The organism is Micromonospora sp. bgisy143, assembly GCF_057708145.1.
This window is the reverse complement of sequence record NZ_JBYIRN010000007.1, coordinates 145,791-160,297: the sequence shown is the minus strand read 5'-3', so window position 1 is coordinate 160,297 and position 14,507 is coordinate 145,791. Positions and strand designations below refer to the sequence as shown.

Annotated in this window: 12 protein-coding genes; 7 read left to right on the top strand and 5 right to left on the bottom strand. The window is 73.4% G+C overall.

Translation table 11 applies throughout. The annotated features are described in order from the left end of the window. Positions 1 to 73: 73 nt before the first annotated feature. Entirely contained in the window at positions 74 to 1,204 is a 1,131-nt protein-coding gene (locus tag AC3EN4_RS12030) for a lytic polysaccharide monooxygenase auxiliary activity family 9 protein (RefSeq protein WP_435205994.1), read from the top strand. 92 nt (positions 1,205 to 1,296) lie between these two features. Beyond that, positions 1,297 to 1,803 carry a GNAT family N-acetyltransferase gene (locus AC3EN4_RS12025; protein WP_435205993.1) on the top strand — a complete coding sequence of 169 codons (507 nt, stop codon included), beginning with the start codon at positions 1,297 to 1,299 and terminating at the stop codon, positions 1,801 to 1,803. A gap of 316 nt (positions 1,804 to 2,119) precedes the next feature. Here AC3EN4_RS12025 and hemQ read toward each other — a convergent pair whose 3' ends face one another. The 3 genes from hemQ to hemE are packed head-to-tail and all read right to left on the bottom strand — an operon-like array spanning position 2,120 to position 5,332. Further along, positions 2,120 to 2,821 carry a hydrogen peroxide-dependent heme synthase gene (gene hemQ / locus AC3EN4_RS12020; protein WP_421475255.1) on the bottom strand — a complete coding sequence of 234 codons (702 nt, stop codon included), beginning with the start codon at positions 2,819 to 2,821 and terminating at the stop codon, positions 2,120 to 2,122. After that, a complete protein-coding gene (gene hemG, locus AC3EN4_RS12015) occupies positions 2,818 to 4,227 on the bottom strand; it encodes a protoporphyrinogen oxidase (RefSeq protein ID WP_435206039.1) in 1,410 nt (469 codons plus the stop codon). Before hemG ends, hemQ begins: the two co-directional genes overlap by 4 nt. Before the next feature lie 7 nt (positions 4,228 to 4,234). Then, positions 4,235 to 5,332, bottom strand: coding sequence for a uroporphyrinogen decarboxylase (gene hemE / locus AC3EN4_RS12010; RefSeq protein WP_435205992.1), 1,098 nt, complete (start codon positions 5,330 to 5,332; stop codon positions 4,235 to 4,237). Between the two features lie 137 nt (positions 5,333 to 5,469). Between hemE and AC3EN4_RS12005 the strand changes: the two genes are divergently transcribed. Then, the gene (locus tag AC3EN4_RS12005; protein ID WP_435205991.1) at positions 5,470 to 6,042 is read left to right on the top strand and encodes a DUF3000 domain-containing protein; all 573 of its coding nucleotides are present in this window, start codon (positions 5,470 to 5,472) and stop codon (positions 6,040 to 6,042) included. Positions 6,043 to 6,073: 31 nt separating this feature from the next. Here the strand turns inward: AC3EN4_RS12005 and AC3EN4_RS12000 are convergent, their stop codons facing one another. Further along, the gene (locus tag AC3EN4_RS12000) at positions 6,074 to 6,910 is read right to left on the bottom strand and encodes a hypothetical protein (protein ID WP_435205990.1); all 837 of its coding nucleotides are present in this window, start codon (positions 6,908 to 6,910) and stop codon (positions 6,074 to 6,076) included. A gap of 144 nt (positions 6,911 to 7,054) precedes the next feature. Further along, entirely contained in the window at positions 7,055 to 8,260 is a 1,206-nt protein-coding gene (locus tag AC3EN4_RS11995; RefSeq protein ID WP_435206038.1) for a S1C family serine protease, read from the bottom strand. Positions 8,261 to 8,471: 211 nt separating this feature from the next. Between AC3EN4_RS11995 and AC3EN4_RS11990 the strand changes: the two genes are divergently transcribed. The 4 genes from AC3EN4_RS11990 (at position 8,472) to AC3EN4_RS11975 (ending at position 14,406) form a co-directional block, all read left to right on the top strand. Next, positions 8,472 to 9,797: a ribonuclease D gene (locus AC3EN4_RS11990; protein ID WP_435205989.1), complete on the top strand. Its 1,326-nt coding sequence runs from the start codon at positions 8,472 to 8,474 to the stop codon at positions 9,795 to 9,797. A 299-nt stretch (positions 9,798 to 10,096) separates the two neighbouring features. Next, a complete protein-coding gene (locus AC3EN4_RS11985; RefSeq protein ID WP_435205988.1) occupies positions 10,097 to 11,293 on the top strand; it encodes a thiolase family protein in 1,197 nt (398 codons plus the stop codon). Continuing rightward, positions 11,290 to 13,350, top strand: coding sequence for a 3-hydroxyacyl-CoA dehydrogenase NAD-binding domain-containing protein (locus tag AC3EN4_RS11980; protein WP_435205987.1), 2,061 nt, complete (start codon positions 11,290 to 11,292; stop codon positions 13,348 to 13,350). Before AC3EN4_RS11985 ends, AC3EN4_RS11980 begins: the two co-directional genes overlap by 4 nt. A gap of 168 nt (positions 13,351 to 13,518) precedes the next feature. Next, complete coding sequence (locus tag AC3EN4_RS11975; protein ID WP_435205986.1) at positions 13,519 to 14,406, top strand: hypothetical protein; 888 nt, start codon at positions 13,519 to 13,521, stop codon at positions 14,404 to 14,406. Positions 14,407 to 14,507 lie beyond the last annotated feature (101 nt).

The following is a 14,507-nucleotide window of genomic DNA, read 5'->3' as shown; positions in this document are numbered from 1 at the left end:
CGAGTAGGCACGGGAGCGGGCAACTCCCGGGAGTCCGGGTGTCGTCGTCCGACCTCATCCCCCCGGGGGCTCCATGTCCACAATCGCCCGAACACCACGCGTGCTCCGGCCGCTCGCCGTCGCGGCAGCCGCCACGCTCCTGTTGACCACGGCGCTGAGCGTCTCGCTGGTCCCATCCGCCTCCGCGCACGGCTCGGTCGTCGACCCACCCTCGCGTAGCTACAGCTGCTGGCAGCGCTGGGGCGGTGACTTCCAGAACCCGCGCATGGCCACCGAGGACCCGATGTGCTGGCAGGCATGGCAGGCCGACCCGCAGGCCATGTGGAACTGGAACGGCCTGTTCCGGGAGGGCGTGGCCGGCAACCACCAGGGCGCCATCCCCAACGGTCAACTGTGCAGCGGCGGGCGGACCCAGAACGGCCGTTACAACGCCATGGACACGGTCGGCGCCTGGAAGACCACCTCGGTGGCGAACAACTTCCGGCTGCGCTTCTTCGACCAGGCCAGCCACGGCGCCGACTACATCCGGGTGTACGTGACGAAGCAGGGCTTCAACTCGACCACCCAGCCGCTGGGCTGGAGCGACCTCGAGTTGGCCGGCCAGATCGGCAACACCCCGGCGTCGCAGTGGACCAGGGAGGCCGATGGCGTCTCCATCCAGATCCCGGTCAGCGCGACGGGACGGACCGGACGGCACATCGTCTACACCATCTGGCAGGCAAGCCACCTGGACCAGTCGTACTACCTGTGCAGTGACGTGGACTTCGGTGGCGGCTCGACCCCGCCGCCGCCCACCACCCCGCCGCCGACGACGCCGCCGCCCACCACTCCCCCGCCCACGACCCCGCCGCCCACCACCCCGCCCCCGACGACTCCCCCGCCGAGCACCCCGCCGCCGGCCGGCGCCTGCACGGCGACGTACCAGGTCACGGGCCAGTGGACCGGAGGCTTCCAGGCCGAGGTGAAGGTCACCGCCGGTGGCTCACCCACCAAGGGCTGGTCGGTGAGCTGGAACTACAACAACGGCCAGCAGGTCGCCTCGGTGTGGAGCGCCACCGTCACCACCAACGGCACCCTGGTCACCGCGCGCAACGTCAACTACAACGGCACGCTCGCCGCCGGGCAGAGCACGACATTCGGTCTGCTCGGCTCGGGGAACGCCAGCGGCCAGGTTCCGCTGGTCTCCTGCACGGCGACCAGTTGACCTCCGGCCGGTGCCGCACCCGGGCGGGGGCGCGGCACCGGCCGGCAGGAATGCGGTGGTGCCCGGGCGATCCGTCCGGGCACCATCTCCGCATGATCGACATCTTGGTGCTCATCCCCGACGACTGGCCCATCTGGCGGGAGCTGCGGCTGGCCGCCCTCGCCGAGGCACCGGAAGCGTTCGGCTCACGGCTCGCCGACTGGCAGGGCGACGGCGATCGCGAGCAGCGCTGGCGCGACCGGTTGAGCATCCCCGACTCCCTCAACCTGGTGGCCGTACTGGCCGGGCGTGCGGTCGGGATGTCGAGCGGCGTACCCACGTCGGACCCGCTGACGCGGGAGCTGATCTCGATGTGGGTGCACCCCGACGCTCGCGGCAGCGGTGTCGGCGACCGCCTGGTGAACGAGGTGGCGCACTGGGCTCAGCAGCGCGGCGCCGAGCGGTTACGGCTCTCCGTCAGGGTGGACAACGCGCGCGCCAAGTCCCTCTACCACCGCACCGGCTTCCGCTTGACCGACGAGCCGGGTGACCTGATGCCTGACGGCGTACGCCGAGAACAAATCATGCTCCGCCCCCTCCCCGTCACCCCGTCGCACTGAGCGAAAAGCCCTCCGCCGCCCTCGTCGCGTCGTCACCCCCGTGCCGCGCCGTCGCCCCCGTGCCGCGCCGTCGCCCCTGCACCGCCTCGTCGATCAAGGAGTTGTGGTCGTCGACAAAGCACCCAGGAGCCGACAAACCAGGCACCACAACTCCATGATCGACGGGGTCGGGCAGCCCCGTGCGGCGATCTTGCACTTTCGGTTGCCAAATCGCGGCTTATGTCCCTGTTCGTCGCGACAGAAAGTGCAAGATCGCGGGGACAGAGGGGCGGGGGCGCGGGGGCGCGGGGGCGGGGGCGCGGGGGCGCGGGGTGGGTCAGACCAGGCAGTTGACGATCTCGGCTACCGAGCGGCGGCGGCCCGTGTAGAACGGGACCTCCTCGCGGACGTGGCGGCGGGCCCCGGAGGCGCGCAGGTCCCGCATCAGGTCGACGATCCGGTGCAGCTCGTCGGCCTCGAACGCGAGCATCCACTCGTAGTCGCCCAGCGCGAACGAGGCGACCGTGTTGGCGCGTACGTCCGGGTAGCCGCGCGCCATCTTGCCGTGCTCGGCCAGCAGCTCACGCCGCTCGGCGTCGGGCAGCAGGTACCACTCGTACGAGCGCACGAACGGGTAGACGCACAGGTAGGGGCGGGCCTCCTCGCCGGCCAGGAACGCCGGGATGTGGCTCTTGTTGAACTCCGCCGGCCGGTGCAGCGCCATCTGCGACCACACCGGGGTCAGCGCCCGGCCCAGCGTCGTACGCCGGAACCGCAGGTAGGCGTCCTGGAGGGCGTCGCTCGACGCCGAGTGCCACCAGATCATCACGTCCGCGTCGGCGCGCAGGCCGGCCACGTCGTACACGCCCCGGATCACCACGTCCTTGCCGGCCAGCTCGTCGAAGAGGGACTCGACCTCACCGGTGACGTTGTCCCGCAGCGACGGCAGCGGGCCGCTGGCCCGGAACACCGACCACATGGTGTAGCGGATGCTGTCGTTCAGCTCCCGCAGCCGGGCCGCGTTGGTCTGCTCGGTCATCTCGCCGATCCTCCCAGTGCTGTGATGATCTCGTCGGCCGCCGTCTCGCCGGAGCGGACGCAGACCGGTATGCCGACACCGTCGTAGCCGGCGCCGGCCAGGACCAGGGTGGGGTGCGCGGCCCGCAGCGCCGTCCGCGCGGCGGCGACCCGGTCGGCGTGCCCCGGGGTGTACTGCGGCAGCGCGCCGCCCCACCGCTGCACGTGCCCGTCCACCGGTGCGGGCAGGGTGGCCCCGAGCACCGCCGACAGTTCCCGGTGCACGGTGGCGGCCAGGTCGACGTCCGGGCGCTGGAGTTGCGCCTCCTCGCCGTACCGGCCCACCGAGGCGCGCACCAGCGCCAGCCCGTCCGGCCGCCGCAGGTGCCCCCACTTCGTGGTGAAGAAGGTCGCCGCCTTGACCAGCAGCCCCTCGGTGCTGGGCACCAGGAAGCCGGACAGCTCGGGCAGCGGCGGCTGCGGCAGCGCCAGGGTGACAAGCGCGACGCTCGCGTAGTCCAGCTCGCCGACGGCCGCGGCGGCCTCCGGGGCCGGGCCGGCGAGCAGCCGGGCCGCCGGCCGCGCCGGCACCGCCAGCACCACCGCGTCCACGTCGACGCTCTGCGGATCACGGGTCGGGCCGACGGTGAGCCGCCAGCCGCTCTCGGTCCGGGTCACCTCGCGCACGGCGGCGTCCCGCCGGATCGTCGCCCCGCTGGCCGTCACCGCCGCCTCGACGAGGGTGCCCAGGCCACCGGCCAGGGTGCCGAAGACCGGCGCACCGGGCGCGCGCGGGGCGGCGGCCTGCGCGGCCCGGACCGCGCCGACCAGGGTGTGCTCCACCCGCGCCGCGCGGGCCAGCGCCGGCATCGTGGTCACCAGGGACAGGTCGTCGGCGCGGCCCGCGTACACGCCACCGAGCATCGGGTCGACCAGCCGGTCGACCACCTCGTCCCCGAAGCGGCTACGAACCAGGGCGCCCACCGAGACGTCCGCGTCGGGCCCGACCAGCGGCCGGCCGCCGTCGGTGTCGGCGTCCGCCGCCGGCCGCGCGACCGTCGCCACCCGATCCAGATCCCCGGGTACGCCGACAAGCGTCCCGCCCGGGATGGGGCGCAGCCCGCCGTCGACGACCAACGCGGCCTGCCCGACGGTGGGGTGGACGATCCGCTCGGCCAACCCGAGCCGGCGGGCCAGCGTCACCGCCGCGCTCTCGGCGCCGGTCGGGTCGCGCATCAGGAACGACTCGGCGCCGAACTCCACCGGTCCACCGGCCAGCGAACCGGTGCGCAGCTTCCCGCCCAGCGCGCCGGACTGCTCGTACACCGTGATCTCGGTGCCCTCGGGCGCGTGGTCGCGCAAGCGGACCGCGGCGGCCAACCCGGCGATCCCGCCGCCGACCACCGCCACCCGCCAGGGCTGCCGCATCGGCATGTCAGCCCTGGTCGGCCCGGCGGCTGGACACCTCGTGCACCAGCGCGACCACCCGGGTCAGCACGTCCGGGTCGGTCTCCGGCAGCACACCGTGGCCGAGGTTGAACACGTGCCCGGGGGCGGCCCGGCCCTGCTCGACGATGCGACGCACCTCGGCCTCGACGACCGGCCACGGCGCGAGCAGCACGGCCGGGTCCAGGTTGCCCTGCACCGCCTTGTCCGGGCCGATCCGGTGCGTGGCCACGTCCAGGGGCGTACGCCAGTCGACGCCGACCACGTCCGCGCCGGCCTCGCCCATCGCGCCCAGCAGCTCGGCGGTGCCCACCCCGAAGTGGATGCGCGGCACACCCGCGTCGGCCAACCCGCTGAGCACCTGCGTCGAGTGCGGCAGGACGTAGCGGCGGTAGTCGGCCTCGGAGAGCGCGCCGGCCCACGAGTCGAAGAGCTGCACGGCGGAGACGCCCGCGTCGATCTGTACCCGCAGGAAGGCCAGGGTCACCTCGGCCAGCCGGGCGCAGAGCGCGTGCCACAGCTCGGGGTCGCCGTACATCAGGGCCTTGGTCTTGGCGTGCGTCCGCGACGGGCCGCCCTCGACGAGGTAGCTCGCGAGGGTGAACGGCGCGCCGGCGAAGCCGATCAGCGGGGTGTCGCCCAGCTCGACCACGAGCTGCCGGACGGCCTCGTCCACGTACGGGACGTCGTCGCGGGTGAGCGGGCGGATCCGCTCGACGTCGGCGGCGGTCCGGATCGGCTCGGCGACCACCGGGCCGGTGCCCGGCACGATGTCCAGGTCGATCCCGGCCGCGGCGACGGGCACCACGATGTCGCTGAACAGGATGGCCGCGTCCACCCCGTGCCGGCGTACCGGCTGGAGGGTGATCTCGGTGACCAGTTCCGGGCGGCGGCAGGACTCCAGCATCGGCACGTTGGCCCGGATCTCCCGGTACTCCGGGAGCGAGCGACCGGCCTGGCGCATGAACCAGACCGGGGTGTGCGGTACGGGCCGACGCCGGCACGCCCGGACGAAGGGCGAGTCGGCCGGGCCGCCGGGGCGCGGGTGTCCGTCTCGGGCGGCAGTGCCCGTGGTATCCGTGGTCATCGCCGCAATCGTGCCACGCCGCCCGGCCGCGACCGGGTGGGGGTGAGAGGAAGGGCACGTTCGCCACACCGATGCCCCTCGGCGAGTGTCGGCGCGCCGTCGAAGCGGGCGACCCCACGGCGGCATAGGCTGCCGACATGGCCCCCCCGATCGCGCTCCCGGAGACCTTCGCCCGCGCGGTCGCCGGGCTGCGGTCGCCGGCGCCCCGGCCGGAGATCACCCTCGAGGAGGTCGGCGCGCCGCAACGGCTCGCGCCGTACACGTTCGCGCTCTCCGCGACGGTGCTGCGCGACGGCGACGAGGTGGCCACCGGCCGGCTGATCCTGCTGCACGACCCGGCCGGGCACGAGGCGTGGCAGGGCACCCTGCGGTTGGTCACCTACGTGACGGCCGAGTTGGAGGTCGACCTCGCCGCCGACCCGCTGCTGCCCGGGGTCGGCTGGACCTGGCTGACCGACGCCCTGGACACCCAGGACGCCCGGCACCGTGCGATCGGCGGGACGGTCACCCAGACCATGTCGACCCGGTTCGGTGACCTGGCCGGCCCACCCACGGCCGGCGACATCGAGATCCGCGCCTCCTGGACGCCCCTCGACGACAACCTCGCCCCGCACCTGCTCGGGTGGTGTGCCCTGCTCGCCTCGACGGCCGGACTGCCCCCACCCGGGGTCACCGCGCTCGCTGATCGCCGCCCGGCCGCCACCGCGTGAGAGCTGCGGTGGCGGCGGGCGGCGCGGCGGATCAGAGGTAGTTCTCGGCCTCGTCGCAGACCTTGTCGAGGCCCTTCATGGCCGCGTCGTACTTGCTCTTGTTGCCGGCCGCCGCCGCACCCAGCGCCGTGGTCAGCTTGTCCAGGCAACTGGCGATGACCTTCTTCTGCCGGGCCTGCTCGTCGCGGTCGTTCCGGGTGCCGGTCAGGTCCTGCTCGGTGTTGTCGAGCTTGTCCTGCATGACCTGGAGTTCGGTCTTGAGCCGGCCGATCTCGGTGGTGTTCGCCGCGATGGTGCCGTCCCGCTGGCTGACCTGGGAGTTGAGGCGCTTCTCGGTCCGGTTCAGCTCGTTGCTCTTGGTCACGAACAGTCCGGTCATCACCCCGCTGACGAGGAAGAGCAGGGTGGCGACCAGGGCCAGCACCAGCACCGCGCGGCTGCGCCGGGCAGCCGGCGCGGCACCGTACGGCGCCATACCGGGCGGGCCCGACATGGGCTGCCCGTACGCGGGACCGGAGACCGGCGGCGCCGACATCGGCTGCCCGTACGCCGGGCCGGAGACCGGCGGCGCCGACATGGGCTGTCCGGCGTACGGCGGGGCGCTGGCCGGGTAGGCCGGCTGGCCGGCGTACTGCGGCGCGGCCTGACCCGGGGCGTACTGCTGCGGCGGCACGGGCTGGCCCGGGGCGTACTGCTGCGGGGCGGGCTGACCGACCGGGTACTGCACGGTCGGTTCGGTGCCGATCGGCTGCGGCACCGCCGCGTGCGGCACCGTCGCGTCGGCGTCGGGTGAACCGGCCGGCGGGGCGGCGGGCGGCGTCGGGCCGGTGGGCGGGAGGCCCTCCGGGCCGGTCGGTGGCTGGGACATGTTCTTCCTCCAAATAAGCAGGTCCTCCGCCGGGGGCGCGCGACGGACCGGATGCAGCGACAGGATCGTCGGGGCCGAGGGCCCGGACGGGGGTCGGGGACGGCCGGGAGGGCCGTGGGTGGCGCGGGCGGCCGGGGCCGCGGGTCAGCAGATCTTGAAACCGTCGCAGGCGACCTTGATCGGTACGGCCAGCCCGATGCCCTCGGCGTCGCGCGCCTTGGCCGTGGCGATGCCGACCACCTGCTTGCTGCCGTTGATCACCGGGCCGCCGGAGTTGCCGGGGTTGATCGGCGCGTCGAACTGGATGGCCGGACCGGAGCCACCCTGGGCGGCGCGCAACGCGCTCACCACACCGGTGGTGACGCTGTCCTCCAGGCCGAGCGGAGCGCCGACGACGACGATCTGCTGGCCGGACTTCACGGCGGTGGGCGCGGTGACCAGGCCGGTGAACTTGCCGGTGGTCCGCAGGTGCGCCACGTCGTTGGTCTTGTCGACCTTGACGATGGTGGCCGGGAAACGCTGGTCGGTGCGTTCCAGGAAGACCTCGCGTCCGCCGCCCTCCCACACCGCCTCGACCACGTGGAAGTTGGTGAACAGGTTGGTGCCGCCGCCGGCCGCCGGCTTGCCCACCGCGAACGCGCTGCCGGTGAACTGGCCGGCCCGTACCCGGAACACGCTGGGCAGCACGGCGGTCGCCACCGCCTCCGGATTGAACGCGGCGCCGGCCTGCTTCTCCAGGGCGTCCGCGCGCTTCTCCAGGCCGTCGAGGCGGGCGCCGTCGCCGTCCTGAGCCTGTGCCAGCCGACCGTCGGTCGCGGCGAGCCGGTCACCGAGCCGGTCGAGCTGGTACGCCTGCACGCCGGCCACAGCGGCCAGCGCGACGATGAGCACCGTGGCCAGCACGGCCGGCCAACGGCGTCGGGTCGGTCGGACGGGCGGCGGGGTGGCCCCCGGCCAGCCGGCCTGACCGGCGGGGTACGACGGCGGGGCGGCCAGGTCCCCGGCCGGCGGGTAGCCGCCGCCGTGCGACGCGGGAGCGCCCGGCGCGTAGGGCGCGGCACCGTACGCCGGGTAGGGCGCCGGTCCCGACGGCGGGGCGGGCGGTCCGGCCGGCGCGGCACCCTGGCCCCACTGCCCGCTGTTGGGTGGCGCCGCCCATCCGGTACGCGGTGCCGGGACGGCCGTGGGTTGCTCGGTGCCGCCGGGCGTGCCGGACCAGGTGGCGCCGACCGGTGGCTGCGGTTCGATGCGCGGGGGCAGCGGGCCGGGCCGTTCGGCGGCGGGACCGCTCATGGCGTCCGGGTCGGCGCCCATCGGTCGTCCGTCGCCCGCACCGAAACCAGCCGTCATGATCGTCGTGCCCTTCCCCATGGTCTCCCCGTGCGGCCGTCGTCCCCGGGCGTCACCCGATGGGGGCCGACGGCTCGATGGACCGTACCTGCGCGAACGGGCTTTGTCTCCCCCGATGTCCGGCATCCGAACGGACACCTTGCGGACACCTGACCGACACACGCCGGACCGGCTGCGCACGCGGGATCGGTGCGCGCACTAGGGTTGGCAGGTGACCGACGAACCACCCCTGCGCCGTCGGCCCACCGCAGAACCTCCGGGCACCGCACCCCAGCACCCGCCGTCGGCCCAGCCGCAGCCGGCGGGCGAGGGGCCCGACCCGACCGACGGTGGGCCCGTTCCGCTGACCGCCCCGCGTGACGGCACCCCCGAACCAGTGGCCACCCCGGCCGAACTCGCCGAGGTCGTGGCCCGCTTCGCGGCGGGCACCGGTCCGGTTGCCCTGGACGCCGAACGCGCCTCGGGCTACCGCTACAGCCAGCGGGCGTACCTCGTGCAGCTACGCCGCGCGGGCGCCGGCACGGCGCTGATCGACCCGCTGCCGCTGCCCGACCTCAGCACGCTCGACGCGGTGATCGGCGAGGCCGAGTGGGTGCTCCACGCGGCCAGCCAGGACCTGCCGTGTCTGGCCGAGGTGGGGCTGCGACCCCGCCGGCTGTTCGACACGGAACTGGCCGCTCGGCTGGCCGGGTTCGAGCGGGTCGGCCTGGCCGCGCTGACCGAGCAGCTACTCGGTTTCACCCTGGAGAAGCACCACTCGGCGGCCGACTGGTCGAGTCGTCCGCTGCCCGAGTCGTGGCTGACCTACGCCGCGCTCGACGTGGAGATGCTCACCGATCTGCGGGACGCGCTCGACGCCGAGCTGGCCCGGCAGGGCAAGTCGGCGTGGGCCGCGGAGGAGTTCGCCGCCCTGGTCCGGACCGGCGCCCGGCCGCCCCGGGTACGCGCCGAACCGTGGCGGCGGACGTCCGGCATCCACCGGGTACGCGGTGCGCGGGCACAGGCCCGGGTCCGCTCGCTGTGGTACGCCCGGGACCAGATCGCCGCTCGCCGCGACGCCGCGCCCGGTCGGGTGCTGCCCGACTCGGCCATCGTCGCGGCGGCCGAGCTGGACCCGAAGGACGAGAAGACGCTGCTGACGCTGCCCGGTTTCGGTGGCCGATCGGTCCGCCGGCTGGCCCGCACCTGGCTGGCGGCGCTCGACGACGCCCGGGAGCTGCCGGACGACGCCCTGCCGGTCACCCCGACGGTGGAGGGCCCGCCCCCGCCGCACCGGTGGGCCGAGCGGGACCCGGTGGCGGCCGGCCGGTTGGCCCGCTGCCGGGAGGTGGTGGTCCGGATCGCGGGCGAGCACAACCTGCCCCCGGAAAACCTGATCACCCCGGATTCGGTCCGTCGGCTGGCCTGGAGCCCGCCGGAGGAGATCACCGAGGCCACCGTGGCCGAGGCGCTACGCGGGTTCAACGCCCGGGAGTGGCAGATCGGCCTGCTCAACGCAGAGCTCACCGAGGCACTGGCTCCCAACCCGATCCCCTGACCCCACCCGGCCACCCGGCGTCCCGGCCACCCGCGCCCGGGACGCCGTTGATCATGAAGTTATTGCCACCGACATCGGCGTGTCGTGACAACAACTTCATGATCGACGAACCGAAGGGGTGGACCGGCCGGGGTCAGGGCGGGGCGGGTTGTGGGGTGGGCCACAGTGGGGCGTCGGGACGGGGTTGGTTACTGGCGAGTAGCATTCCGGGTGACGTGCCCCGCCCGGCCGACCCTCATTCGGTCCGGAGCGCCGCCCAGCGGCGCGGAGGCCGAATTGTGGTCGAGAAGGAGGCTCAAGTGCCCCGTGAAGTTCGGGATGTCGTCTTCGTCGACGGCGTCCGTACCCCATTCGGCAAGGCGGGTGGCATGTACGCCAACACCCGCGCCGACGACCTGGTGATCCGCTGCATCCGGGAACTGCTGCGCCGCAACCCGCAGCTACCGCCGGAGCGGGTCGAGGAGGTCGCTATCGCGGCCACCACCCAGATCGGCGACCAGGGCCTCACCATCGGCCGTACCGCCGCTCTGCTGGCCGGGCTGCCGAAGACCGTGCCCGGTTTCGCCATCGACCGGATGTGCGCCGGCGCGATGACCGCCGTGACGACCGTGGCCAGCGGCATCGCCATGGGTGCGTACGACGTCGCCATCGCCGGTGGCGTCGAGCACATGGGCCGCCACCCGATGGGCGAGGGCGTCGACCCCAACCCGCGGATCGTGGCCGAGAAGCTGGTGGACCCGTCGGCGCTGGTCATGGGCGCGACCGCGGAGAACCTGCACGACCTGGTCCCGCACATCACCAAGGAGCGCACCGACGCGTTCGCGCTCGCCTCGCAGCAGAAGACCGCCAAGGCGTACGCCAACGGCAAGCTCCAGGACGACCTGGTGTCGATGTCCGTCCGCGACGCCGACGGCGCCTGGGGTCTGGCCACGGTGGACGAGGCGCCCCGGGACACCTCCCTGGAGAAGCTCGCCACCCTCAAGACCCCGTTCCGTCCGCACGGCAAGGTCACCGCGGGCAACGCGGCCGGCCTGAACGACGGCGCCACGGCGAGCCTGCTCGCCGACGAGGCCACCGCCCGCGAGCTGGGCCTGCCGGTCGCCATGCGGCTGGTGTCGTTCGGCTTCGTCGGCGTCGAGCCGGAGGTGATGGGCGTCGGCCCGATCCCGTCGACGGAGAAGGCCCTGCGCCTGGCCGGGCTGAGCATCGACGACATCGGCCTGTTCGAGCTGAACGAGGCGTTCGCCGTGCAGGTGCTCGCCTTCCTCGACCACTTCGGCATCGCCGACGACGACCCGCGGGTCAACCCGTGGGGCGGCGCGATCGCCATCGGCCACCCGCTCGCCTCGTCCGGCGTACGGCTGATGACCCAGCTGGCCCGCCAGTTCGCCGAGCACCCCGAGGTCCGCTACGGCCTGACCGCCATGTGCATCGGCATCGGCATGGGCGGCACGGTCATCTGGGAGAACCCGCACTGGACGGAGGGCGACAAGTGAAGGCGCCGAACGAGGTCGTCACGAAGGCGCTGCTGCGTCAGGTGAACGTGCCGGGTCTGGACCGGCCCGCCGCGCTGATCACCCTGGACAACGGCTTCGACCACACCAAGCCGAACACCTTCGGTCCGGCCGGCCTGGCGAGCCTCGACGAGGCGATCAGCGCCGCGCTCGCCGCCGACCCGGCGTTCATCGCGGTCACCGGCAAGCCGTACATCTTCTGTGTCGGTGCGGACATCGTCGGGCTGCCGCAGCTCGCCGACCGCGCGCAGGCGCGGGAGATCGGCCGGCTCGGCCACCGGGTCTTCGCCCGGCTCAAGGACAGCACCGTGCCCACGTTCGCGTTCGTCAACGGCGCGGCCATGGGTGGCGGTCTGGAGCTGGCCCTGCACTGCCACTACCGGACGCTCTCCGGCGGTGCGGCGGCGCTGGCGCTGCCGGAGGTCTCCCTCGGTCTGGTGCCCGGCTGGGGCGGCACGCAGCTGCTGCCGAACCTGATCGGCATCCCCGCCGCCACCCAGGTGATCATCCAGAACCCACTGATGCAGAACAAGATGCTCAAGCCGAAGCAGGCCGCCGAGCTGGGCATCGCGGACGTGCTGCTGGAACCGGCCGACTTCCTGGAGCGGTCGCTCGAATGGGCCGCCGGTGTGGTGCGCGGCCAGGTCACGGTTACCCGACCCGAGGTCGACAAGGACATGTGGGCGGGCGTGCTCTACTTCGCCCGGGAGACGCTGAACCAGCGGCTGCACGGCGCGGTCCCGGCCGCGTACAAGGCGTTGGACCTGCTGGAGACGGCCAAGGACGCCGACTTCGCCACCGGCACCGCCGCCGAGGACGAGGCCCTGGCGGACCTGGTCTTCTCTGAGGAGCTGCGCAGCGGCCTGTACGCGTTCGACCTGGTGCAGCGGCGGGCCAAGCGGCCGGCCGGCGCGCCGGACAAGGGCCTGGCCCGCCCGGTCACCAAGGTCGGCATCGTCGGGGCCGGCCTGATGGCCAGCCAGTTGGCGCTGCTGTTCGCCCGCCGCCTCCAGGTGCCGGTCGTCATGACCGACCTCGACCAGGCCCGGGTGGACAAGGGCGTCGGTTACGTGCACACCCAGATCGAGAAGGCCGTCACCAAGGGCCGGATGGACAAGGGCACGGCCGCCAAGCTGTACGGCCTGGTCAGCGGCACCGTCGACAAGAGCACGTTCGCCGACGCGGACTTCGTCATCGAGGCGGTCTTCGAGGACCTGGGCGTCAAGAAGCAGGTGTGGGCCGAGCTGGAGAAGATCGTCTCGCCGGAGGCGGTGCTCGCCACCAACACCAGCTCGCTGTCGATCACCGAGATGGCGGCGGAGTTGGAGCACCCGGAGCGGGTGGTCGGCTTCCACTTCTTCAACCCGGTGGCCGTGCTGCCGCTGCTGGAGATCGTCCGGGGCGAGCGCACCGACGACGCCACCCTGGCCACCGCGTTCGCGGTCGGCAAGCAGCTCAAGAAGTCGAGCGTGCTGGTCAAGGACGCCCCGGCGTTCGTGGTGAACCGGCTGCTCACCCGCTTCCTGGGTACCGTCTTCGCGGCCGTGGACGCCGGCACCCCGCTGGACGTCGCGGACAGCGCCCTGGACCCGCTGGGCCTGCCGATGCGGCCGCTCGCCCTGCTCCAGCTCGTCGGGCCGGCCGTGGCGTACCACGTCGGAGGCACCCTGCACGCCGCCTACCCGGACCGGTACGGCGTCAGCGAGAACCTCAAGCGGATCGCCGACTCGGGTCAGCCGCTCGTCGTCGACGACCAGGTCAACGCCGAGGTCGCCAAGCTGCTGGTGGTCGGCGACCAACCGCTGACCGCCGAGCAGGTACGGCAGAACGCCCTCGACGCGCTCGCGCAGGAGATCCGGCTGATGCTGGACGAGGGTGTGGTCGCCGAGGCGCAGGACATCGACCTGTGCATGATCCTGGGCGCCGGCTGGCCGTTCCACCTGGGCGGCGTCACGCCGTACCTGGACCGCACCGGCACCTCCGAGCGGGTCACCGGCCGGCGGTTCCTGCCGCGCGGGGCGGCGAGCCTGCCCGCCTGACCGATCAGCTCCACCGTCGCGGTGGTCGGACCGTCCCTCGTGGACCGGACCGGCCACCGCGACGGTTTTCGGGCGGAAGTGGCGGCCGGCGGCATCTGGGCGGGTACCCGGTCGGGATGCGCGCCGGGTTACGATCACGCGCTTCGCACCCCATCCTGGAGCTGACTGATGTCCCAGCCGCCGGCCAATCCCTTCGGCCCGCCGCACGACTCCCCCACCCCGCCGCAGCAGCCGGGTCAGCCGGCAGCGCCGTACCAGCCGGGACCGCCGCAGCAGCCGGGCCAGCCGGCAGCGCCGTACCAGCCGGGACCGCCGGCAGCGGAGCAGCAACCCGGCGCGCCGCAGCCCGGTTGGCCGCAGCAGCAGGGCTTCCCGCCCCCGCAGCAGCAGCCCGGTGGCCGGCCGCAGCAGCCGGGCTTCCCGCCGCAGCCGGGCCAGCCGTACGGCGGCCCGCACCTGGCCGGTCCGCCGCCGAAGAAGTCGAACGTCGGCAAGATCATTCTGATCGCGCTCGCCGTGCTGCTCGTGCTCTGCCTCGGCGGGGCGGCGGCCATCTGGTTCACGGTCAAGGACGAGTTCGGCGACGTCGTCGACGCCACCAAGACCCGGGTCGTCGCGCCGGCCACGCTCGCCGGCCGGGCGAAGAACACCGACCCGCAGTTGCAGACGGTCGCCGACCAGATGGTCACCGACATGAAGTCCGAGGTGCAGAACGAGACCAGCGCGGTCGGCGGGTTCTACGGCGACCCGACCAAGCAGGACCTGCTGCTCATCGCGGCGGTGTCCGGCGTGATGGCCGACCCGAAGAAGGAGCTGGACGAGGCGGTCACCGGGCTCAGCAGCGAGCTGACGGTGACCAACATGACGGCGGTCGAGGCGGGACCGCTGGGCGGTGACGCGCGCTGCGGTGACGGCAAGGCCGAGAGCGTGCCGCTCGGTGTCTGCGTCTGGGCCGACCGGGGCAGTGTGGGCCTGGTGGTCATGTACTTCAAGACGGCAGAAGAGGCCAAGGCGGAGTTCGTCGGCATCCGGGGTCAGATCGAGCAGCGTTCCTGACCCGTACGCGAACGGGCCCCGGTCACCCTCGGGCGGCCGGGGCCCCGCCGTACCTACCGCGCACCCCGCCGTCGTGGTGATCGCCGATCAAGTGGATGTCC